The following is a 21,649-nucleotide window of genomic DNA, read 5'->3' on the forward strand; positions in this document are numbered from 1 at the left end:
AGGGCATGCGACAGCAGCAGAAACTACTCGAGATCAGGACCCAGGGCGCCGGGCTTTACGAGATGACGCGCGACGTCGAGGAGTTCGTCGGCGACAGCGGCATCGGTTCGGGACTGCTGACAGTCTTTTGCCGCCACACATCCTGTTCCCTGCTCATCCAGGAGAATGCCGATCCCGACGTGCAGACGGACCTCGACGGATTTTTCAGGCGACTGGTGCCCGAAGGCATGGACTGGCTGGTGCATACGACCGAGGGGCCCGACGATATGCCCGCGCACATCAAGTCGGCCTTGACCCAGACATCGCTAACCGTACCGGTTGCGCAGGGGGAGACCTTGCTGGGGACGTGGCAGGGCATTTATCTGTTCGAACATCGCGCTCGGCAGCACCGCCGGCAAATTGCCCTCCATATCATCGGCGACTGACCTCTCATGACCGACTTGATGACCTATCTGCCGCTCGTTATCGGGCTGGCGCTCACCGGCATTGTCTCCGGCGTGTTTGCCGGGCTGCTGGGGATCGGCGGCGGCGCCATTCTCGTGCCTGCACTGGCTGTGGCACTGGAGATCATGGGCTATAGCAGCGAGGTGGTACAGCACATTGCGGTGGGCACGTCGCTGGCGATCATCATTCCCACCGGTCTTTCGAGTGCCCTGTCGCACCACCGGCGCGGCGCAGTCGACAAGCGCGTGCTCATGCTGTGGGCGCCGGTGATTGTCGCAGCGACGCTGGTTGGCGGATTGATGGCGGGCTGGTTTTCGGGCAATACGCTGCGCATCGTCTTCGGGGTGATGGCATTCTTCATCGCCGCCAATATTGTGCTGCCGTTCCAGCAGCAACGGATCGGGCACTTGTCGGCATCCGGCCTGACGCACAGGCTGTTTGCGGCAGGTGTCGGCTACATTTCGGCGCTGATGGGCGTCGGCGGCGGGGCCCTGAGCGTACCGACGATCGCGGCGCTGGGGGCAACGATGCATCAGGCGGTCGGCACGGGTGCGGCGATCGGCGTGTTCATCGCCGTGGCGGGGACCGCGGGATACATGATTTCGGGCTGGGGCGTGGAGGGGTTGCCACCGCTAAGCATGGGCTACGTCAACCTGCCGGCGCTTCTGCTGATCGGAGTGATGGCGTCGCTGACGGCGCCGCTGGGCGCGACGCTGGCGCACAGGCTGGACCAGAAGACGCTCAAGCGGGTGTTCGCCGTGTTCCTGCTGGTGGTGGGAACGAACATGATCTGGAAGGCAGTCGCCGGCTGACTGCTGCCCCGAACCGAAGTCCGGAGCGGCCGTCGCGGGAGGAACTGCTAGTTGGTCGCGGCGATGGCCCAGGTGACCTGGACGTCGATCGAATAGCTCAGCTCGCCGGCTTCGACAGGTACCGGCGAGGACGCGGCGCGGTCATACATGACGCCCTGGGACATCGGCTGGGGCTGGCCGTAGCTTTGCGATTTATTGATCGACCGAATGGAGCCAAGGTCGATTTCCGCAGTATCGGCATAGAGTTCGGCCTTCTTCCGGGCGTCGGCGAAGGCCGCCTTGCGGGCGTCGTCGAGCTGGGCGGCCGGGTTGGCGACGGAGAAGGAGACGCCGTTGATGGTGTTGGCGCCGACGGTGACGGCCTGGTCGAGGACCGTGCCCAGGGTCTCGAGCTTGCGAACGCGGACGGTCACGGTGTTGAAAACCTGATAGCCGGCGATCTTGGGCGGCAGCTGGTAGCCATTGGCATCGCGGGCATCGGAATAGACGTAGTTGGGATTGACTGAAAAGCCCGAGGTCTGGATGTCGCGCGGCTCGATGCCGGCGGACTTGAGTGTCTCGATCAGTTCGGCCATTGCCTTGGTGTTGGCGTCGAGTGCGTCGCGCGCTGTGACACCCTGGGTGGTCACGCCGGAGGTGATATAGGCGGTGTCGGGGGCGACCATGACTTCGCCGTGGCCGGCGATGGAGAGGGTGCCGGGCTCGGAAAATTCCTGTGCCAGCACGGGGGCAGTCATGGCCGTGCAGAGGGCAAACGGGATGATGGCGGTCAACAAGCGCATGGGTCGTCTCCGGTAGAAATGGCAAAATGCCTCGATATGGCCGCATCGATGAACGGCAAATGAACATCGATCAGTCCCATTCTGGAGAGTGAGACGCCCAGCACGTGGCGATCCTTGGGCGGGATTGCAGAAAAGACTTAACCAATTGCTGAGGTACGTGCGTCGGCCTCGGCTGGACACTGCCGGAGCCCGCGGGTTAGGTAGCGGCGCAAACTGAGGAGGGAAGAATTCCATGGCACACTCGATCATTCCAGACGGCATCCTGATCGGGCGCGCCCGCGTCCCCGGTTTCGAGCATCCGCGGGTGGTGACGGTACGCGACGGGCAGGTGATCGACATCACGGCCAAAGGCGCGGCGCTGGTTCGCGACGTGACCGAGGGCGACGACCCGGCCACCTACGTGAAGACCGCCACGGGCCAGAACATCGGTGCGGTCGATGTGGTGCTCGATAACAGCTGGGGCGGCAAGATCGATACGAGCAAGCCCTCGCTGCTGTCGCCGGTCGACCTGCAGGCAGTCAAGGCCGCCGGCGTGACGTTCGTGGTGTCGCTGCTCGAGCGCGTCATCGAGGAACAGGCGCGCGGCGACAAGGGCAGGGCCGATGCGCTGCGCAAGGACATCCTGTCGCTGGTCGGTACCGATCTCAGCCACCTCGAGCCGGGCTCGCCGGCGGCAATGGAGGTCAAGAAGACGCTGATCGAGCGCGGGGTGTGGAGCCAGTATCTGGAAGTCGGCATCGGTCCGGATGCGGAAATCTTCACCAAGTGCCAGCCGATGGCATCGGTCGGCTATGGCGCCGATGTCGGCATCCTGCCGATTTCGGAATGGAACAACCCGGAGCCGGAACTGGTGATGGTGGTGGCGTCCACCGGCGCGATCGTCGGCGCGACGCTGGGCAATGACGTCAACCTGCGTGACGTCGAAGGCCGTTCGGCGCTGCTGCTCGGCAAGGCCAAGGACAACAACGCCTCTGCTTCGCTGGGGCCGTTCATCCGGCTGTTCGACGGCGAGTTCACCATCGAGACGGTCAAGAACGCCGATATCGCGCTGTCGGTGACCGGGGAGGACGGGTTCGAGCTCACCGGCGTCTCCAACCTCAGCCAGATCTCGCGCTCGCCGGAATCGCTGGTGGCGGCCTCGATCGGCCGGCACCACCAGTACCCTGACGGCTTCGTGCTCTACACCGGCACCATGTTTGCACCGGTCAAGGATCGCGGTGGCGCGGGCAAGGGCTTTACCCACAAGATGGGCGACAAGGTCTCGATCTCGACCCCGTCGCTGGGCACACTGACCAACACAGTGCGGCTTTCCACCGAATGCCCGCCCTGGACCTATGGCGCCAGCCACCTGATGCGCGACCTGGCCAAGGCAGACCTGCTGTAGCGGGGTGTCTTTTCGGCTGAAAAGTACTACTTAAGCGGTCACACAAGACCTACGAGCTTCGAGGAGCGACACGATGAGCGAACTGCACCAGAACCTGATCAACGGCGAATGGGTCGGCACCGAGGGCAAGGAGAACATCAACCCCTCCAATATCGCTGACGTGGTGGGCGTGTACGCCCAGGCCAACGAGCAGGAAACCCAGGACGCCATCGCGGCGGCCAAGGCGGCTTTCCCGGCTTGGTCGCGATCGGGCCTGCTGGAGCGCTGGGGCATTCTCTCCAAGACGGCGCATGAGATCTTTGCACGCAAGCAGGAGCTGGGTGAACTGCTGAGCCGCGAAGAGGGCAAGACGCTGCCAGAAGGCATTGGCGAAGTGACCCGTGCCGGCCAGATTTTCGAGTTCTTTGCCGGCGAGGCGCTGCGGCTGGCCGGCGAGATTCTCCCGTCGGTCCGTCCCGGCGTGCAGGTCGAGATCACCCGCGAGGGTGTCGGCGTGGTCGGCATCATCACGCCGTGGAATTTTCCTATTGCCATCCCGGCCTGGAAGATCGCCCCGGCGCTCTGCTACGGCAACACGGTGGTGTTCAAGCCGGCCGATCTGGTGCCGGGCTCGTCTTGGGCCATTGTCGATATCCTGCACCGCGCCGGCCTGCCCAAGGGCGTGCTGAACCTGGTGATGGGCCGCGGCTCGAAAGTCGGCCAGACCATGCTGGACTCCAAGGACCTCAACGCCATCACCTTCACCGGCTCGGTGGGCACGGGCAAGAAGGTTGCCGAGGCCTCGATCAAGTTCAACCGCAAGTTCCAGCTCGAGATGGGTGGCAAGAACCCGACCATCGTGCTCGATGACGCCGATCTGAAGGTGGCCGTCGAGAGCGTGGCGCAGAGCGCTTTCTTCTCGACCGGGCAGCGCTGCACGGCCTCGTCGCGGGTCATCGTCACCGAGGGCATCCATGATGCCTTCGTCGATGCGCTCTGCCAGCGCACCAAGAACCTGCGGGTCGGCGACGCCCTGGCCAAGGATACCGAGATCGGTCCGGTGGTCGACGCCAGCCAGCTCAAGCAGGACATGGACTATATCGACATCGGCCAGAAGGAAGGCGCGACGCTGCGCGTCGGCGGTGCGCGGGTCAACGCGCCGACCGAGGGCTACTTCCTGCAGCCGACACTGTTCACCGAAGCCAACAACCAGATGCGCATCAGCCGCGAGGAAATCTTCGGGCCGGTCGCCGCGGTGATCAAGGTCAAGGATTATGACGAAGCGCTGGCGACGGCCAACGACACCGAGTTCGGCCTCTCGGCCGGTATCGTGACGACATCGCTGAAATACGCCACCGACTTCAAGCGCAATTCTGAAGCGGGCATGGTGATGGTCAATGTGCCGACCGCCGGCGTCGACTTCCACGTGCCGTTCGGCGGCCGCAAGAGCTCCAGCTACGGCCCGCGCGAGCAGGGCAAGTATGCCAGCGAGTTCTTCACGGTGGTGAAGACGGCCTATACCGCCGCCGGCTGATCATCTGGGCAATAATCGAAGAAGGGGCGTCCAACGGGCGCCCCTTCTGCTTTCGGCGGGCCCATGCGCCGGGTTCCCGTAGGCCGGCAACTACTTCAGCGGCAGGAACAGGTCGACGGCTGCCTCGTCAGCGGGAACTGCCGGGAAGATACTCAGGCGCTGGCAGTAGATCGGGAAGTCGCGCGCTTCCTCGCCGCTGGCCGGAAGCCAGTCGCGATAGAGATAGAGCGCGGCCGGCTCCAGGTTGTCGGAGCTGCCGACAATGCGCAGCACGGCACAACGTCCGCCCGGGATTGCACCGGACTTGATCCCGTCGCCGGCCGCTTTGACGGGCTGGTCGGTACCGACACAGAGGTCCACGCTGTAGTCAGCGGGCGAGGCCGGGCGCCGCTCGGAACGCCAGACGGTGAAGGTGGGGTTGGTGTCGGGATGCAGGCCAGCGGCCGTACGCCAGGCAATGAACCGCTGGATCGTGGCGCCAATCGTTGCCGGGTCACCCCGATGTTGCATGATCGCCACGGGGGTCGGGGGCACATCACGGATCGTCACGTCGTCGGGGGTATAGGTCATCTGCATGAGCTTGCTCCTTGCGTTGTCCAAAGGCCCGAAGGCCGCCAGCCACGGTTCCCAGTCGGGAGATTTCCGAAACGCAGAGGGCGACTGTCCGACCCGTTGCCGAAAGGCGCGGGCGAAGGCATCGGGCGCATCGTAGCCGGCGTCCATCGCTATGGCGGTGACGCTGTGCGTATCATTGGCGGCCAGCTGGTATGAAGCGCGCTGCATGCGGGCAAGCTGGACGTAGCGGTGGACAGAAACCTCGAAGGTTGCTGCAAACTGCCGATGGAAATGGAACCTCGAAAAGGCGGCGATCCGGCTCAGCGTTTCGAGGTCCAGCTCACCGTCGAGATGCTGGTCGATATAGTCCAGCACCCGCTGCATGCGGGTCCGATAGCTGTGGAGTGCCGCCGTCATCTTCCGTCCTCCGTGGTGACGCCATCTAGCGGCTCAGGGTGGAACTGCGCTCGACCGATCTTGCGCTCTTTTCGTGTCGTCCCTTCCTCGGGATAGCTTGCCCGAAGGTGGAGATGGTGCAACTCGTCGATGAGACCAGCTCACAGTTGCGGGCCGCCGACTTGCACTTCCTGGGCCGACTTTGGGGAGGATGTGCCATAGTCCAGCTGAGTGGAAAGGCCCGCGACTTACCGAATTTGGCAGAACACCTGTCGTTAACAGCCCGGCTATATTGTCGGAAATGGCATCAAAATGATGCCGAGCGGAACATTAATGGCAGATACTGAGCAAAAATCCCTGATGGCATCCACCAGCCATTATTCAAAGCGAATGGTCTTTGCCTATCGCTATGGCTCGCTGGCGTTCGCCGCCATCGGTCTTGGCTGGGGTGTGGTCTTTGCCGCCATGGGGTGGTGGGGCGTGGTGGCACTGGATGTCGCCATCGTCGCCACAGGGCTGGCCATCTACCTGCTGATCCGCCGCGGGAACCTGGCTTTCGGACTGCTGGCTGCCCAGGCCGCCCTGATGATGATTGCCATCATCATGGGGCTGGTTCTTGATGTGCCGACCGAGGAGGCGCCGCGGGTTGTGCACCTTTACCTGCTGGTCGTGGCCGCGCTGGGCTATCTCAACTACCAGTTGCAGAAAACCCGGGCGCAACTGGTGCTGATCGGGCTCTGCCTGGTAGCCTTTGTTGTTTTCGCCAGTCTGCCGCTGACATCGTTTTCCATGGTGACAATGCCGGGCTGGCTGAAGACCTCAGGCACCTGGGCCAACGCCATTCTGGCCACCAGCATGCTGGCTGCCTGCATCCATGCCATGCAGGCCGAATTTGTCCGCAAGGACAGGTTCAGCCGCGATCTGATGGCGGCCTTGTGGAACGATGAGTTCCAGCTTGTTTTCCAGCCGCAGGTCGATCTGGCCCGCAATACGATCGGCGCCGAGGCGCTGCTGCGCTGGAACAGCCCGAAGCGAGGCAATGTGCCGCCCGTCGATTTCATCCCGCAGGCGGAAGCGCTCGGGCTGATGGTTGCCATCGGCGGCTGGGTGCTCGAGCAAGGCTGCTCCGTTCTCGCCAAGTGGGACAAGACCCCGGAGTTTCGGCATCTGACGCTTTCGGTCAATGTCAGCGCCAGTCAGCTCATGCACGAGAATTTCGAGGAGTTCGTGCGCGACACGCTGCTGAAGACAGGGGTGGACCCGCGCCGGCTGATCCTCGAACTGACCGAGAGCATTCTTGTCACCGATATCGAACCGGTCATCGCCAAGCTCGAGCGGTTGCACGACCTCGGCATTACCATCGCCCTCGACGATTTCGGCACCGGCTATTCATCGCTGTCCTATCTGCGCCGGCTGCCGATCCAGCAGATCAAGATCGATCGGGGCTTCGTGCAGGATGCGGTCAATGCCGAACGCAGCGCCTCGCTGGTCAAGAACGTCATCCATATCGGTCGTGATCTCGGCCAGGACGTTCTGGCCGAAGGGGTGGAGACGATGGACCAGCACACCCTGATGGCCCAGGCCGGCTGCAAGCTGTTCCAGGGCTATCTCTACGGGCGGCCGATGACACTGGCCGATCTCGAGGAGCGGGTCGGAGACGAGGCGAAGGTGCCGGCGGCCAAACCGTCGCGCCGGGCGAGCGGGCGATAGGGCTTCGTCAAGGCCGGCAGTGCGGTGCCGGGGCTATCCGGCGATCGCGGCGTCGTAGGCCGATTGCATGCGGGCGAGGACCGAGTGTTCGGGACAGTCTGCCCCAAGGTGGAGATGGCGCAACTCATCCATGAAGTCGGTCCATAGTTGCGGGCCGCCATCTTCCAGAATTCTGGCGCGGATCGAGAGCTCCGTCGAGGCCAGAGTATGACGCAGTCCCCAACTGCCCATGGCAACCAACAAGGGGACCAGCTCGATTGCCTTATCGGTCAGACTGTAGATGACCTTCTGCTTGTGACCGGGATCGCCGCTGCGTGAGAGCAGGCCATTGGCGGTCAGGCGCTTGAGGCGGTCGGACAGGATATTGGAGGCGATGCCCTCGATGTTTCCGGCGTGCAGGGCGCGGAAGGTGCGCCGGTCGCCGAACATGATGTCGCGCAGTATGATCAGGCTCCAGCGATCGCCGAAGGTTTCGAGCGTCAGGTTGATCGGGCATCCCGAGCGTCGGTGGTCCATACAGGTCGTTCCAAAACCGGTTGCAAAATAAACGTGGTTTGCAGCAGGGGTCGACTGGTAGCACAGCGTATCGTGTCCATGAAGGGGAGGACGCCCATGGCAAAGCTTGTGTTTGGAATGAATCAGTCGCTGGACGGCTATGTGGACCACACACGGTTTGCGCCTGATGCCGTGCTGTTCCGGCATTTCATCAGGGAGACGGAGGAGCAGACGGGAAGCCTCTACGGCAGCCGGATCTACGAAATCATGCGCTACTGGGACGATGACCGGCCGGAATGGGGCGCCGACGAGCGAGCCTTTGCTGCGGCGTGGCGGCGGCAGACCAAGTGGGTGGTGTCGCGTTCGCTGACGTCAGTGGGGCCGAACGCGCGACTGGTCGACGGCGATCTTGAGTTGGCGGTCCGCAGTCTCAAGGCAGAGCACGAGGGAGGGATCGAAGTCGCCGGTCCGACCCTGGCGCACAGCCTCACCGAACTTGGGCTGATCGACGAATACCGGATTTACCTTCACCCGGTGGTGCTGGGCCACGGTACGCCGTTTTTTGCCGGTGCCCGTCCGCCGCTTCGGCTTGCTGCAAGCGACAGGATCGGCGCCGACGTGATCATGCTGGCCTACGTTCCCGCGTAGTAACAGGCGCGCTGCGCCCGATCAGTGCCGCAGGAAAACCTGCTCGCTGTCGTCGGTGGCTTCGACCATGCCGGTGCTGCTCTCGACAAGAACGGTGACCTCGTCGCCCATGGCCCGCAGCATGCGCGAGGCGAAGAAGGCGTCCGAGAGGGCTTCTTCGCGTGTCTGGTAGGGTCTTGAAGCGGGGAGGTTGCGTCGTGACGTGCTGATGACTTCCCAGCCGGCGCCGGTGTAGCGGACGATCATGCGTATCTTTGCCATTTGTTCCTCGCCGCCAGAACGTCATGCGCCTGCCGACGGTTGCACCCGGAACGTGACGTCAGAGTGACCGCAGGCGGTCAGCCGGCGAGCATGGTGCGCAGCTCGTCGAGCTGCTGCATGCACTTCTCGATGTCGCTGCGCATCGCCCGGCGATCCTGCGCGGTGACGGCCGTCCTGCCCTTGAGATCGGCGCGGACGTTGCGGTCGAGTTCGTCGAGGGCCGATTGCAGGCGAGACATGGCGGTTCCGAAAGGCATGCTGTTCTCCGTGGTGCGCAGACCGTAGCTAGACGGTCGCGGCGCTCGAGGGAAGGGCGGTGGCCCACAGGGTGGGCGAATGACGGGCGCTCGAGGCGGACTACTTGACGGCGCCCATGGTGAGGCCACGCACGAAGTATCGACCGCCCAGGAAATAGATCAACAGCGGCGGAATGGCGGAGATCAGCACTGCGGCGCTGGAGCCGCCGGCGCGCACCGACATCAGCGCCGCGGTGATCGGCTGCTGGTCGCCGCGGGTGAAGACCATGCCGAACAGGTACTCGTTCCAGATGGTGGTGAACTGCCAGATGACGGTGACGATCAGGATCGGTGTCGCCAGCGGCAGCATGACCTTCCAGAGGATGCGCCAGAAACCGGCGCCATCGATATGGGCCGCCTTGACGATCTCGGTGGGGACCGAGACGAAGAAGTTGCGGCAGAACAGGGTGGCAAAGGAAATGCCCTGCACCGTGTGGATCAGCACCAGCCCCCAGACCGAATTGGTGAGCCCGATCTTGCCCATGATCCAGGCCCAGGGCAGCAGGCTGATCTGGCTGGGGATGAAGACGCCGAGCAGCATCATGCCGAAGATCCATTCCGAGCCGCGGAAGCGCCACTTGCTGAGCACATAGCCGTTGAGGAAGCCCAGTGCGGTGGCGGCCAGCGTGGCGGGAATGGTGAGGATCAACGAGTTGAAGAAGTTCGGCGCAATACCCTTGCAGGTGCCGGAGACGCAGGCCCTGGTCCAGGTGTAGATCCATGGGTCGAGGGTAAAGCGTTCGGGAAACGCGATGATGCCGTGCTGTTTGACGTCCAGTCCGGTGCGGAAGCTGTTGGAGAAGACAATCAGCGCCGGGAACAGATAGATGGCGGCGAACAGGCAGAGCAGCCCGTAGATGAAGACTCGGCTCAGCATCCAGCGGCGCCCGGCGGCGGCGGCAAGAGGATCCAGGATATCGGGCGCTGCCGATACGGATGATGCTGCTGAAAAGGCCACGATTTCTGCCTCTCCAGTCACCGTCTGCCGTAGCTTAGGCAAGCCGGCCGGCAATGTCCAATGATTGGAGCAGCATGCCGGCGGATGCAGTGATTTTCGCTGCCGGTCAACAGGGCGCAGCCAAGCCATGAGCAATTATTGGTCCATTTAAGTATTCTTAACGTTCGGCATGTCCAGTATTGCTCAATGATCTCGCATAAGGGGTGTAAACGCCCGGCGAGGGGAGAAGGACATGGGCGACGTCAATTCAGGGGGAGTATTTTCTGTCGTTCATGATGGGATGTATGCCGAGCACGGACGAAGCCTGGCAGCTAGTCTAGGCATAATGGCGTGTGATTTGAGCGGCTTGAAGTATGGGTCGCTGTCAAAAGCAAACGTTGTCATCGACGTTAATCTGCAGGACCTTGCCGCAATAGCAGCGCTCAAGGCTGCATTGGGTGAAGCGTCGCGGCTACATGAGCGTATTTTCCTCATGGATGACGGGTTGCAGCTGCGCGCGTCCCGAGTGCAGGCCGCGGCGCTGGGCGCCAGCCGAACACTGATCCGCGGCAAGACGACGCTCACCGAGATACTTAAGTGCGACCTGGTGCCCAGGCCGGGAGCGGCAACGCTGGTGCAACATGACGGGCTTGCAGATCGGCCGGGAGGCGGATCGATCGTGGCGGCCTCGGACGAACTGGCCCGGCTGTTCGATGGCGTGGTCAGCGGTCAACCGCTCGATATGGGCCAGGTGACGGCAGCCAGCGCCCAGATCCTCAATGGCATGTCCAAGGTGGGTGAGGGGGCGTGGCTCGACCTCGTTCGCGCTCATCATGAAGGGACGTTCCAGCACTGTCTTCTGGTTGCGGGAGTGGCAGCGCGCTACGCGCAATTTACCGGATTGCGACGCGAGTACGCGCATCTGCTGGTCAATGCCGCAATGCTGCATGACGTGGGCAAGGCGGTGGTGCCGCTTAGTATCCTCGACAAGCCGGGCCGGCTCACCGACGAAGAACGCGCGGTGATCGAGCGGCATCCGGGGGCGGGCTTTGACTATCTCGCGAAGCAGAGTGGCCTGCCGAAGGCGCTGCTGGATGCGGTGCGGCATCATCATGAAATGCTGGACGGGTCGGGCTATCCCGACCGGCTGAGCGGCGCGACCGTGCTGCCGCTGGCCCGGGTGCTGGCGGTGTGTGACATCTTCGCGGCGCTGATCGAGGTGCGGTCCTACAAGCCCGCCCGCTCGTCCGAAGATGCAGTGAAGGTGCTTGTCGGCATGGTGCTCTCCGGCAAGCTCGAAGAGGTGATTGTGCGCCGTCTGGCGAGTGCATTCGGCGTCGAACTGCCGACCGATCTCGCCGAAGACAGTCAGGCTCGCCCGTATCTGCGCGCCTAGGCGGCGGTTTCCGGCTTGCGGGCCTGAATGAAGACGGCCTTGCCGCGTCCGGGTTGCCAAAGTTCGGTGATCTCGAAGCCGGCGGCGCGGATTTCGGCTTCCAGTTCGGCGACGCTGAAGAGATGGACGCGGGGCGCCCGGCCAATGGCACGCAGCAGCGGCAGGACAAGCCTGAGCAGCGGGTTCATCTCGGCTGCGCAGGCCGTGCTGCTGATGAACATGCCGCCCGGCTCGAGCAGGGCGAAGACCCGCTCAAGCGCCGCCTGCCGGTCGTCGACCAGGTGCAGGATGCTCATGCCCAGGACGAGGTCATAGGTCGGGCCGGCTTCGAGCTCTTCCAGCGCGCACTGCTCGAAGCTGACATTGGTGACCCCGAGGTCCCCCGCCTTGCCGCGGGCGATCTCGATCATGCGCTCGGATGAATTGATGGCCCGGATGGATCCGACGAAGGGTGCGTGCGCGAGGGCGGTCGAGCCGGTGCCACAACCGAACTCCAGCAGTCGCATGTCGGGATGGAAGTGCTCGCGCGTCCGCTCCAGCTTGTACTGGTAGCTCGCCGGATCAGCGACGGGCTGGGCCGCGTAGCTGTCGGCAACGGAATTCCAGAACGTTTGCGACTGCGTCACGCCGGTCTTCTCCCTCTCTGATGACCCTCCCCACATCATGGACGGACGGGCAGCAGATGGAAACAGCGCGGAGAGATCATCCGACCGGCGTCACAGAAGGTGTCGGGCCGCTGCAGCGCAGCGACCCGAAGACAGATCACCGCCTGGCGAGCTGGTCGCGGATTTCGGTCAGCAGAACAACTTCGGCCGACGGAGCAGCAGGCGCCGCCGGCTTCTCGGCTTCCTTGCGCTTCATCTTGTTGATGCCCTTGACGACCATGAAGAGAACGAAGGCAACGATGAGGAACTTGACCACGGCGTTGATGAACAGGCCGATGTTGAGGGTCGCGATGCCGGCCGCCTTGGCAACTTCAAGCGAGGGCACCGGAATGTCTTGCGGATTGCTCAAGACGATGAAGAGGTTGGAGAAATCGATGCCATTGAGCAGCAGGCCGATAATGGGCATAAAGACGTCATCGACCAGCGAGGAGACGATAGCACCAAAAGCGGCGCCGATGATCACGCCGATGGCGAGATCGACCATGTTTCCTTTGATTGCGAAATCGCGGAATTCCTTGAACATTTGCAAGCCCTGTCCTGTGTTTGGAAGGGCGCTCATTATGTCATGTCCAGAACTTATGCAAATGCCAAGTCGCGGTTGTCCCGGCTTTTCTGGTCCAGATTATCCCATGGCCGGGGGCGCCGGGCGGCGGGTATCAGCCGCGAGCGCGCTTGGTGATCGAGCTGGCAGCGACAGCCAGGACGATGATGGCGCCGACGAGGATCTGGCGCACATAGCTGTCGACGCTCATCTGGGTCAGGCCGTTGTCGAGAACGCCGAGGATCAGCACGCCGATGACGGTGGCGAGGATGCGGGGCTCGCCCTGTTCACTCATGGTCATGCCGAGAAAGACAGCGGCAATGGCGTTGAGCATCAGGCCACTGCCCTGGGTCGGGTTGGCGGAGGCGACGCGGCTGGCATACATCAGCCCGGCACCGGCGGCACTGAGGCCAGTGAGGGAGAAGGCGATGAGCTTGAGGCGGCGCACGGCGACGCCGCTGAGATAGGCCGCCTCGATATTGCCGCCGATGGCGTAGAGCCGTCGGCCGAAGGTGGTCTGCTCAAGCAGCACCCAGACAGCCAGCACCGCCAGCAGGGCGACGATGGTGAGATTGGGCAGCGAGATGGCGACGCCGCCGAGTTCGCCGAGTGGAATGCCCTGACGCGCGAAATTGCCAAATTCCTCGGGGATGGCCTTGCCTGAAATGGTCTTGCCGCCGCTGACAACGAAAGCGGCGCCCGAGAACATGGTCAGGGTGGCGAGCGTGGCGACGAAGGGCAGGATACCGATGAAGCTGACGAGAATACCGTTGAAGGCGCCGCCGGCGAGGCCGATCAGCAGGGCAATGCCGACCGTCATCCAGATCGGGTAGCCGGCTGCGAACAGAACACCGGCGACGATGCCGGCGAGACTGGCGGCGGACCCGACCGAGAGATCGAAATCACCCATGACCATGACGATGGTCATGCCGGCGGCCACCACCATGAGCATGGACAGCTGCTGGGTGATGTTGAGCCAGTTGCGCGGCGTCATGAAGGTCTCGGGGAGGTTGATCCAGAAGAAGGCGAGGATCAGGGCGAAACCGATGAGCGTGCCGTAGCGGCGGAGCAGGGTGCCAAAGGTCATGCGGTCTATGCTTCCCTCAAGGGGGAAGGGAGCGCTTCTGCTGTCGGCGAACGGCCGTAGCAGCGGTTGAGCAGGTCGTCCTCGCGCAAGCCGTCGGTGGAGACGAATTCGGCGATGCGGCCATCGCGCAGCACGGCGATGCGGTCGCACATGCCGATCAGTTCGGGCAGGTCGGAACTCACCAGTATCACTGCCATCCCCTTGGCCGTCATGTCGCGAATGATGCTGTAGATATCGAATTTGGCGCCGACGTCCACCCCGCGCGTCGGCTCATCGAGCAGCAGGACCCTGGGTGAGCCGCCGAGGGCGCGGGCGAAGACCACCTTCTGCTGGTTGCCGCCGCTCAGTTCCATGGCGCGCTGGCGCGGACCGGACGAGCGCAGCCGGACGTCAGTGCCCAGATTGGTGGCGAACAGTCGTTCGGCGCGCGGCGTCAGAAAGCTGCCACCGAAACTCTGGCGGCGCAGGTGGGCGAGGGTGACGTTCTCGAAGATCGGGCGCGTCAGCATGAGGCCTTCGGCACGGCGTTCGCGCGGCACGTAGGCGAGCCCGGCCGCCCAGGCGTCGGCCGGGCTGCGGGGACGGTAGCGGCCGCCGTCGAGCGACATTATGCCCGCACGGACGGCGAGATCGCCGAAGAGGGCGCGCAGCAATTCGCGCTGACCCGAACCGGAGAGACCGGCGATGCCGAGGATTTCGCCCTTGTGCAGGTCGAAAGAGAGCGGACCCAGCCGGGCGGCAGACAGATTGGTGACCGCTAGTGCGGTTTCTGGGGATGGCGGCGCGCTGCGGGCGGGGTAGGCCTCCTCGACGCGGCGGCCGATCATCAGGGCCACCAGATCGTCATGGGTGATTTCGGCGACCTTGCCGGTGTCGACGGTTTCGCCGTCGCGCAGCACCGTCGCCTTGTCGCAGAGCGCCATCACCTCGTCGAGGCGATGCGAGACGTAGAGCACGGAACCACCGGCCGCGCGAATCTCGCGCAGGACGCGGAACAGGCGCTCGGATTCCTCGCTGGTGAGGGCGGCGGTGGGCTCGTCCATGACATAGAGCCGGGCCGGGGCGCCGGCCTCGCCCAGGAAGGCGCTGGAGATGCGGACCAGCATCTGGTCGCCGAGGGAGAGGCGCGCCAACTTCTGGCGCGTATCGATATGGGTGATGCCCAGCCGCTGCAGCGCCTCGCGCGCCGTGGCGTGCAGCTTGCGCCAGTCGACCAGCAGGCCGGCGCGCAGCGGATAGCGGCGGCCGATGAAGATGTTCTCGGCGACCGAGAGGGCCGGGACAACGTTGAATTCCTGGTGGATGAAACGAAAGCCGTGGCGATAGGCTTCGGACGGACCGTCGATGGTCGCGGGCCTGCCGTCGATGGTGATGGTGGCCGTATCGGGGGCCACGACACCGGCGAGGATCTTGATGAGCGTCGACTTGCCGGCGCCGTTCTCGCCCATGAGCGCGTGAATCTCGCCGGGCTCGATGACGAGATTGACGCGGCGCAGGGCCGGCACGCCGGCATAGGCCTTGGCGACATCGTGGAGTGAGATGAAGGTCATGTCCGAGGGTGGCTGATGGCCCCCCACCCGTGGCACTTTCCCTCAAGGGGGAGGGGAGCACCGGCCTCTGAGCCTCCCTCCCCGTCGAGGGGAGGGATTGAGGGTGGGGGTGGTTCAGTCGGCACTACTGCGCGGCGTTCTCTTTGGTGACGAGCTTGGTCGGCACGTAGGTGACAGCGTCGGCGAGGGTTTCGCCGGCCAGCAGCCTGGCAACTGCGTCAGCAGCGGCGGTACCGATGCCCGTGAAGTCCTGGGCGACGGTGGCCTCGAAGTTGCCGCCCTTGGCGACTTCTTCACGGGCCTGCGGATTGGCATCGATGCCGGTGATGACGATGCCTTCGTCCTGGCGGCCGGCGGCCTCGATGGCCTGCAGGGCGCCGAGCGCGGGCTGGTCCCAGGCGGCCCAGACGGCGCTGATGCTGCCGGCCTCGGGGTTGGCGGCGAGAACGGCTTCCATCTTGGCGCGCGAGTCGGCAATGCCGCCATCGGCAACGTCGGGGGTGATGCGATCGAGGACCTTGATGTCGGCATTGGCCGCGAAGATTTCGTCGGCCTTGGCGCCGCGGACCTGGACCGGCGGGAAGGCGTCAAAGACGAACATCACGACATTGCCCTTGGCGCCGATGCGATCGACGACGAAGTTGGCCGTTTCGGCGGCCATGGCAGTGCCGTCAGAGGTGACGTTGGTGGCCAGCAGCGGATCGGTGCCGGCATCCATGCCGACCACCGGAATGCCGGCGTCCTTGGCGGTCTGCAGGCCAGCGGCGACCTGCGCCGGATCGACATTGATGACGATGGCCTCGACGCCCTGATTGACCACGTCCTCGATGCGGCTGATCACCGCGGCGACGTCGCCCGAGGTATCGATGACATTGACGTCCCAGCCCTTTTCCTTGGCGACGGCCTGGAAGGCCTCGACATAGAACTGGGTCCCCGGCTGCGACAGGTAGGGAGTGATGACGGCCACCTTGGACTGGGCCATGGCGGCGCCGGCCGAGCCGGCCAGAATGGCGGCGGCGGCGAAGGCCACGCTGCGAATGGTGCTGGATATCGAGTTGAGCATTGCTGGATCGTCCTCCGGGAAGCAAAGGGGGCGCGTTCGTCGCCCTGCCGCCTGTGCTGCTCTGCGCAGACGGTTGTTTTCCTTACGCCTCAAGGCACTATAAGGGACGAGGCCGCAGGCGGCTACGAGCATTTGGGAGAACGGCGTGGCAGCGACCTGCCTGATCGGCATCGACGTGGGGACCACCGCCATCAAGGCGATCCTGATCGATGCGAAGGGGAACCGGCTGGCATCGTTTGCGCGGCCGCATGCGATGGGCCGGCCGGCGCCGGGATATGCCGAGCAGGACCCGCGCGACTGGATGGACGGGGTGCTGGCGGCGCTGAGTGCCTTTGCCGACGGGCATGACCTTGGCGGGCTGGCCGGCATCGGCATCTGCTCGCAGGTCAACACCCATGTCTTCGTGGATGCGGCGGGTGTGCCGCTGATGCCCGCCATTGTCTGGCAGGACAGCCGCTCGGCGCCCGATGCGGCAGAGCTGGATGCGCAGGTGACAGCCCAGCAGAAGCTCGACTGGTTCGGCGGTCCGGTACCGATCGATGCCAGCCACGCGCTGTCGCGCATGACGCATGTGCGGCGGGTGGCGCCCGATGTCTATGACCGGACGCGGCACGTGCTGCTGCCCAAGGATTATTGCGTGATGCAACTGACCGGCGCGGTCGGCAGCGATCCGGTGTCGGCAGTGGGGCTGGTGGACAGGGTCGGCTATGTGGCGCCGCTGCTCGACCTCGTGCCGGGGGCGGCGGAACGGCTGCCGCCGCTGTTCGGCTTCAGCCATGTGGCGGGACGGGTGCGGGACGGGCTGCCGTGCGCCGGTGTGCCGGTTGTCGTCGGGGCAATGGACGCGTGGGGCGGCATGTTCGGCGTCGGTGTCGTGGCGGATGGCGACGCGATGTACCAGAGCGGCACCAGCGAAATCCCCGGCATCGTGTCGTCGAAAATCCATCCGACGCCGGGGGTGATCCTCTTCCCGCCCTCTGAAGGCATCGTCATGCATGCGGCACCGACGCAGACCGGCGGCGCGGCGCTCGGCTGGCTCGGGACGGTTCTCGGCAAGTCGCCGGAGGAGATGTCGGGACTGGCTGGCACCATCGGACCGTCCGATGCGGTGCCGCTGTTCCTGCCGCATCTGCAGGGCGAGCGGGCGCCGATCTGGGACAGCGCGTCGCGCGGGGTGTTCGCGCGGCTCGATACGCGGGCGGGGCCCGCGGAGATGGTGCGCAGCGTCATGGAGGGCGTGGCGCTCTCGGTGCGCTGGGCCTTCGGGGCGCTGCAGGCGTCGGCCGGGGTGCAACTCAAGAGCGTCAATATCGGCGGCGGCGGGGCGCGATCGGATGTGTGGTGCCAGATCCGCGCCGATGCGCTGGGGCTGGAAGTGCGCCGGGCAGCGGTGCTGGATTCGGCGGCCGTGGGGGCAGCGATCCTCGCCGGCCTGGGCTGCGGAGTGATGGACAATCTCGAGCAGGCGGTGCGGCAACTGGTGCAGTTCGACCGGACCTTCGAACCGGACGCGCAACTGCGCGGCTATTACGAGCAGAAGTTCGGCAAATATCGCGAGCTCTACGAGGCGTTGCGGGACTTCAATGCGGGCTGAGACGGAGATGGCGCTCGATTTCGGCGACGGGTTCTGGCTGCGCAAGGCGCTGGACGGCGATCACGCGGCGCTGCGGATGGTGTGCCTGAAGACCGGAGATTCCGGCAAGGACGCCACGGCGATCGAGGACGATCCGGATCTGCTGGGCCAGATCTACGCGGTGCCCTATCAGGTGTTCGCGCCCGACTTCGCCTACGTGGTCGAAGGGCCGGACGGGGTGTGCGGCTATATTCTCGGTGCGCCGGAGACGGCAGGGTTTTATGGGCGGCTGGAGCGCGAGTGGTTTCCCAGGCTGGCGGAATCGGTAACCGATCCCGGACCGGACGAGACGAGCTGGCAGGGAAGCGACTGGGCGCGCTACGCCATCCACCATCCCGATCTCGTCTATCCCGAGGTGCTCAAGCCCTATCCGGCGCATGGGCATATCGATCTGCTGGAAGCGACGCGCGGCCGGCGCATCGGGTCGCGCGGCATGCGGCACCTGATGGACCAGTTGAAGGCGGCGGGGGCGAGCGGCATGCATCTGCAGGTCAGCCCGAAGAACCGCGGCGCGCAGAAATTCTACAAGACGCTCGGCTTTGCCGAACTCAAGGACGCCAGCCTGCCGCGGCATACGACCTTCATGGTCACCGCGCTCTAGACCTCAGGGGCGGTCGGGAGCGAGGCGGAAGTCGTTGCCCTCGGGCAGCAGCTGTCCGCCGTCGACGGTGATGGTGATGCCGGTGATATAGCTGGCGTCGTCCGAGGCGAGGAACAGGAAGGCATTGGCGACATCGCGCGTGCTGCCGAGGCGGCCGAGCGGGATGGCGTCCTGCATCGACTGGATGAACTCTGGCGAGCGATGCTCCTGAATGGCTTCGGTCAGGATGTTGCCGGGTTCGACGCCATTGACGGTGATGCCATAGCCCGACCACTCGAGCGCCGCGGCACGGATCAGTCCGTTGATGCCAGCCTTGCTGGCCGAGTAGTGGCCATGGCCGGGGCTGGTGACATGTGGGCCGGTGATCGACGAGGTGAAGAGGATGCGGCCCGAGCCCTGCGCCTTCATCGGCCTGAGGGCGGCGCGGGCAGCGAGGAAGCTGCCGCGCAGGTTAGTGGCCATGACGCGATCCCAGTCGTCGGCGGAGGTCTCTTCGAGCAACTGCCAGGGATAGATGCCGGCATTCTGCACCATGATGTCGAGCCGGCCAAAGCGGTCGAGGGCGACGTTGACGGCGGCTTCGGCGTCGGCCGCCCTGGATACATCGGCGATCATGTGGATGGCGCCGAGTTCGTGGGCCGTTGCCTCGACGCGCGGGTCGAGGTCGGTGAGGACCAGCCTGGCGCCTTCCTCGGCAAAACGGCTGGCGATGCCCTTGCCGATGCCGCGGGCGGCACCGGTGATGACGCCGACCTTGCCGGCGAGACGGCCGCTCATGCCAGCCTCTGGCGCAGCGTCTGCTTGAAGGTATCGAGCAGCACGGCGGCGAGAACGAGCAGGCCGTGGATCACCTGCGTGGAGGTGGCCGGCAGGCCCATCAGGTTGATGGCGGTGTTGATGGCCGAAAGCAGCAGCACGCCGGCATAGACCCCGGGCAGGGCGCCGACACCGCCTTTCAGACTGACGCCGCCGATGACGACGGCTGCGAAGGCGTTGAACAGCAGACCGGTGCCCAGGTTGGCGGTGGCACCCGAGGTGCGGATGGCAAGGATCCAGCCGGCGAGGGCGGCGACGCCGCCGGCCAGCGCGAAGGCAGTGATGAGGATGCGGTTGACCTTGATGCCGGCGCGGAAGGTAGCGTTCTCGTTGCCGCCGATCATCATCAGGTGGCGGCCGAACGGTGTCTTGGCCATGACAAAGGAGAACACAACAAAACAGAGGATGGCGAGCCAGGCGGTGAGCGGCAGGCCGAGCAGGCGCTGGATACCGAACCAGCGGATCGCCGGCGCCAGGTCCTGCGCGGAGCGGCCACCGGAGATGGCGAGCACGAGGCCGCGCACCCAGATGTAGCTGGCAAGCGTGACGATGAAGGCGTTCATCTTGAGCTTGACGATGAAGAAGCCGTTGATGAGGCCGATGGTGGCGCCGACGGCGACAGCGATCAGCAGCGAAGCCGGGACCGCGAGCCAGTCGGGCGTCAGTTGCACGCCGATGCCGATGCCGGCAGAACAGAAGACGATGCCGACGGCCATGGCGCTGAGCGCGGCGACGGATTCGACCGACAGGTCCATGTGGCCGGCAATGATGACGATCGCGAGACCGATCGCCATGACGCCGAGGACCGACGAGGCCTCGATGATATTGGCGAAGATGCCGGGTTGGAAATAGTTCGGGATGAAGGCCGAGAATACCGCCAGCACCACCAGCAGCATGAACCAGACCAGATTATCGAGGACTAACTCGAGGATGCGACGCGTGTTGGGGTTCATGATGGATCCTGTGCGGTCAGGCAAGGCCGGGGTGGATGGAACCACCCACCCCGGTATGGTTCCTATTCGATCGACGTGACCGTCGAGGTCGGCGGCTGCAGGTTGCCCCAGAAGGCCGGATCATCGACATTGGTGCTGTCGATGGCGGCGCCCGGCAACTTGATGTTCGGACCCCATGCTTCGTTGGTCACCGTGCCCGTGAGCCCGATGATGTCGTATTCGCCCGGGGCGATTTCGGCCTTGGCGACGATCTTGTCCATGAACGCGGCAACGGCCGCGGCCTGGGCATAGAGCGGCTGCTCGACTTCGACGTTGAGCCAGCCCTTGCGGATCAGATCGAGGCCGACGGGAGCGCCGTTCGAGCTCATCAGCATGACATCACCCGGCTGCTTGCCGGCCGACTCGAGTGCCGCAACGACGGCAACCGAGAGGTGGGCGGCATGGCTGAAGATCAGGTCGATGTCGGGATTGGCCACCATCTGGTCAGCGGCGATGGTGCCGGCATTGCTGGCTTCCCACTGCATGGCCGGGACAGAGATGATCGTGACGTCCGGATAGGCCGCCATTTTCTCCTCGAAACCCTTCTGGATGTCGAGCGTGTACGGATCGCCGGGGTCGCCGAGGATCTGCAGCACCTTGCCCTTGACCGAACCGTTCCTGGCGGTCAGCAGCTTTTCAGCGGACTCGGCAGCGACGTAGCCGATCTCGATCGTGCCGGCCACCGAGGTGAAGGCGGATGGCGTGGAGGTGATCTGGCGGTCAAATTCGACCACCGGAATGCCTGCTGCCATGGCCGCCTCGATGGATGGCTGGAGCGCGTTGAAGTCGACAGCGGCGAGAATGATCGCCGCGGGCTTGAGCGCGATGACGTCGTTCATCTGGCTCTGCTGGGTGTCAGTCTTGTTGTCGGCGTTAAGTGTCTGCATCTCGTAACCGACCTGCCCGAGGAACATTTCCAGGGCCGACACCGAGCCGGTCTGGAATTCATCAAGCAGGGTCGGGACGAGGTAGTACACCTTGCCCTTTGACTGAGCGTATGCCGGCGAAAGCAGCATGGCCATCGCCAGAACGCCGAAGATGGAAAGAAGTAGTCGCTTCATATCGTTCGCTC

General features: G+C 64.5%; 23 protein-coding genes. 9 read left to right on the top strand and 14 right to left on the bottom strand.

What is annotated here, in order from left to right; translation table 11 throughout:
- Positions 1-5: 5 nt before the first annotated feature.
- Positions 6-425: a secondary thiamine-phosphate synthase enzyme YjbQ gene (locus AC0L4C_RS11595; protein ID WP_473399738.1), complete on the top strand. Its 420-nt coding sequence runs from the start codon at positions 6-8 to the stop codon at positions 423-425.
- A gap of 6 nt (positions 426-431) precedes the next feature.
- On the top strand, positions 432-1,256 hold the full coding sequence (locus AC0L4C_RS11600; RefSeq protein WP_473399740.1) for a sulfite exporter TauE/SafE family protein: 825 nt from the start codon (positions 432-434) through the stop codon (positions 1,254-1,256).
- A gap of 47 nt (positions 1,257-1,303) precedes the next feature.
- On the opposite strand, the gene AC0L4C_RS11605 is transcribed toward AC0L4C_RS11600, so the two are convergent.
- Positions 1,304-2,038 carry an SIMPL domain-containing protein gene (locus AC0L4C_RS11605; RefSeq protein ID WP_473399741.1) on the bottom strand — a complete coding sequence of 245 codons (735 nt, stop codon included), beginning with the start codon at positions 2,036-2,038 and terminating at the stop codon, positions 1,304-1,306.
- 232 nt (positions 2,039-2,270) lie between these two features.
- Here AC0L4C_RS11605 and AC0L4C_RS11610 point away from each other — a divergent pair, with 232 nt between their 5' ends.
- Positions 2,271-3,422, top strand: a complete 1,152-nt coding sequence (locus tag AC0L4C_RS11610; protein WP_473399743.1) for a fumarylacetoacetate hydrolase family protein — start codon at positions 2,271-2,273, stop codon at positions 3,420-3,422.
- 73 nt (positions 3,423-3,495) lie between these two features.
- Entirely contained in the window at positions 3,496-4,935 is a 1,440-nt protein-coding gene (locus AC0L4C_RS11615; RefSeq protein ID WP_473399744.1) for an aldehyde dehydrogenase family protein, read from the top strand.
- A 90-nt stretch (positions 4,936-5,025) separates the two neighbouring features.
- On the opposite strand, the gene AC0L4C_RS11620 is transcribed toward AC0L4C_RS11615, so the two are convergent.
- Positions 5,026-5,907 carry an AraC family transcriptional regulator gene (locus AC0L4C_RS11620; RefSeq protein WP_473399745.1) on the bottom strand — a complete coding sequence of 294 codons (882 nt, stop codon included), beginning with the start codon at positions 5,905-5,907 and terminating at the stop codon, positions 5,026-5,028.
- A 339-nt stretch (positions 5,908-6,246) separates the two neighbouring features.
- Between AC0L4C_RS11620 and AC0L4C_RS11625 the strand changes: the two genes are divergently transcribed.
- A complete protein-coding gene (locus tag AC0L4C_RS11625) occupies positions 6,247-7,596 on the top strand; it encodes a putative bifunctional diguanylate cyclase/phosphodiesterase (RefSeq protein ID WP_473399746.1) in 1,350 nt (449 codons plus the stop codon).
- 33 nt (positions 7,597-7,629) lie between these two features.
- On the opposite strand, the gene AC0L4C_RS11630 is transcribed toward AC0L4C_RS11625, so the two are convergent.
- Complete coding sequence (locus AC0L4C_RS11630; RefSeq protein WP_473399748.1) at positions 7,630-8,112, bottom strand: winged helix-turn-helix transcriptional regulator; 483 nt, start codon at positions 8,110-8,112, stop codon at positions 7,630-7,632.
- 96 nt (positions 8,113-8,208) lie between these two features.
- Between AC0L4C_RS11630 and AC0L4C_RS11635 the strand changes: the two genes are divergently transcribed.
- Positions 8,209-8,739, top strand: a complete 531-nt coding sequence (locus AC0L4C_RS11635; RefSeq protein ID WP_473399749.1) for a dihydrofolate reductase family protein — start codon at positions 8,209-8,211, stop codon at positions 8,737-8,739.
- A gap of 21 nt (positions 8,740-8,760) precedes the next feature.
- On the opposite strand, the gene AC0L4C_RS11640 is transcribed toward AC0L4C_RS11635, so the two are convergent.
- The 3 genes from AC0L4C_RS11640 to AC0L4C_RS11650 all read right to left on the bottom strand — a co-directional run bounded on the left by AC0L4C_RS11640 (position 8,761) and on the right by AC0L4C_RS11650 (position 10,254).
- Positions 8,761-9,000 carry a hypothetical protein gene (locus AC0L4C_RS11640; protein ID WP_473399750.1) on the bottom strand — a complete coding sequence of 80 codons (240 nt, stop codon included), beginning with the start codon at positions 8,998-9,000 and terminating at the stop codon, positions 8,761-8,763.
- Positions 9,001-9,077: 77 nt separating this feature from the next.
- Complete coding sequence (locus AC0L4C_RS11645; RefSeq protein ID WP_473399751.1) at positions 9,078-9,257, bottom strand: hypothetical protein; 180 nt, start codon at positions 9,255-9,257, stop codon at positions 9,078-9,080.
- 100 nt (positions 9,258-9,357) lie between these two features.
- On the bottom strand, positions 9,358-10,254 hold the full coding sequence (locus tag AC0L4C_RS11650; RefSeq protein ID WP_473399752.1) for a carbohydrate ABC transporter permease: 897 nt from the start codon (positions 10,252-10,254) through the stop codon (positions 9,358-9,360).
- Positions 10,255-10,486: 232 nt separating this feature from the next.
- Here AC0L4C_RS11650 and AC0L4C_RS11655 point away from each other — a divergent pair, with 232 nt between their 5' ends.
- Entirely contained in the window at positions 10,487-11,629 is a 1,143-nt protein-coding gene (locus AC0L4C_RS11655) for an HD-GYP domain-containing protein (RefSeq protein WP_473399753.1), read from the top strand.
- On the opposite strand, the gene AC0L4C_RS11660 is transcribed toward AC0L4C_RS11655, so the two are convergent.
- The 5 genes from AC0L4C_RS11660 to AC0L4C_RS11680 form a co-directional block, all read right to left on the bottom strand.
- Positions 11,626-12,255 (bottom strand): class I SAM-dependent methyltransferase, encoded by a 630-nt coding sequence (locus AC0L4C_RS11660; protein ID WP_473399754.1) that lies wholly within the window; start codon positions 12,253-12,255, stop codon positions 11,626-11,628. The two genes, AC0L4C_RS11655 and AC0L4C_RS11660, sit on opposite strands and share 4 nt — an antisense overlap.
- A 136-nt stretch (positions 12,256-12,391) precedes the next feature.
- A complete protein-coding gene (gene mscL, locus AC0L4C_RS11665) occupies positions 12,392-12,817 on the bottom strand; it encodes a large conductance mechanosensitive channel protein MscL (RefSeq protein WP_473399756.1) in 426 nt (141 codons plus the stop codon).
- Between the two features lie 133 nt (positions 12,818-12,950).
- Positions 12,951-13,922, bottom strand: a complete 972-nt coding sequence (locus tag AC0L4C_RS11670; protein WP_473399757.1) for an ABC transporter permease — start codon at positions 13,920-13,922, stop codon at positions 12,951-12,953.
- Between the two features lie 5 nt (positions 13,923-13,927).
- Positions 13,928-15,472, bottom strand: a complete 1,545-nt coding sequence (locus tag AC0L4C_RS11675; RefSeq protein ID WP_473399758.1) for a sugar ABC transporter ATP-binding protein — start codon at positions 15,470-15,472, stop codon at positions 13,928-13,930.
- 124 nt (positions 15,473-15,596) lie between these two features.
- Positions 15,597-16,535, bottom strand: a complete 939-nt coding sequence (locus AC0L4C_RS11680; RefSeq protein ID WP_473399759.1) for a substrate-binding domain-containing protein — start codon at positions 16,533-16,535, stop codon at positions 15,597-15,599.
- A 145-nt stretch (positions 16,536-16,680) separates the two neighbouring features.
- Between AC0L4C_RS11680 and AC0L4C_RS11685 the strand changes: the two genes are divergently transcribed.
- Positions 16,681-18,129, top strand: a complete 1,449-nt coding sequence (locus tag AC0L4C_RS11685; RefSeq protein ID WP_473399760.1) for a xylulokinase — start codon at positions 16,681-16,683, stop codon at positions 18,127-18,129.
- The gene (locus AC0L4C_RS11690; protein ID WP_473399762.1) at positions 18,119-18,769 is read left to right on the top strand and encodes a GNAT family N-acetyltransferase; all 651 of its coding nucleotides are present in this window, start codon (positions 18,119-18,121) and stop codon (positions 18,767-18,769) included. The genes AC0L4C_RS11685 and AC0L4C_RS11690 overlap by 11 nt, the downstream gene beginning before the upstream one ends.
- 3 nt (positions 18,770-18,772) lie before the next feature.
- Here the strand turns inward: AC0L4C_RS11690 and AC0L4C_RS11695 are convergent, their stop codons facing one another.
- The 3 genes from AC0L4C_RS11695 to AC0L4C_RS11705 form a co-directional block, all read right to left on the bottom strand.
- Complete coding sequence (locus AC0L4C_RS11695) at positions 18,773-19,546, bottom strand: SDR family NAD(P)-dependent oxidoreductase (protein WP_473399763.1); 774 nt, start codon at positions 19,544-19,546, stop codon at positions 18,773-18,775.
- On the bottom strand, positions 19,543-20,538 hold the full coding sequence (locus AC0L4C_RS11700) for an ABC transporter permease (protein ID WP_473399764.1): 996 nt from the start codon (positions 20,536-20,538) through the stop codon (positions 19,543-19,545). Before AC0L4C_RS11700 ends, AC0L4C_RS11695 begins: the two co-directional genes overlap by 4 nt.
- A gap of 62 nt (positions 20,539-20,600) precedes the next feature.
- On the bottom strand, positions 20,601-21,638 hold the full coding sequence (locus tag AC0L4C_RS11705; RefSeq protein ID WP_473399765.1) for a sugar ABC transporter substrate-binding protein: 1,038 nt from the start codon (positions 21,636-21,638) through the stop codon (positions 20,601-20,603).
- Between the last annotated feature and the right edge of the window lie 11 nt (positions 21,639-21,649).

It is taken from the genome of Devosia sp. J20-27, from assembly GCF_055808595.1.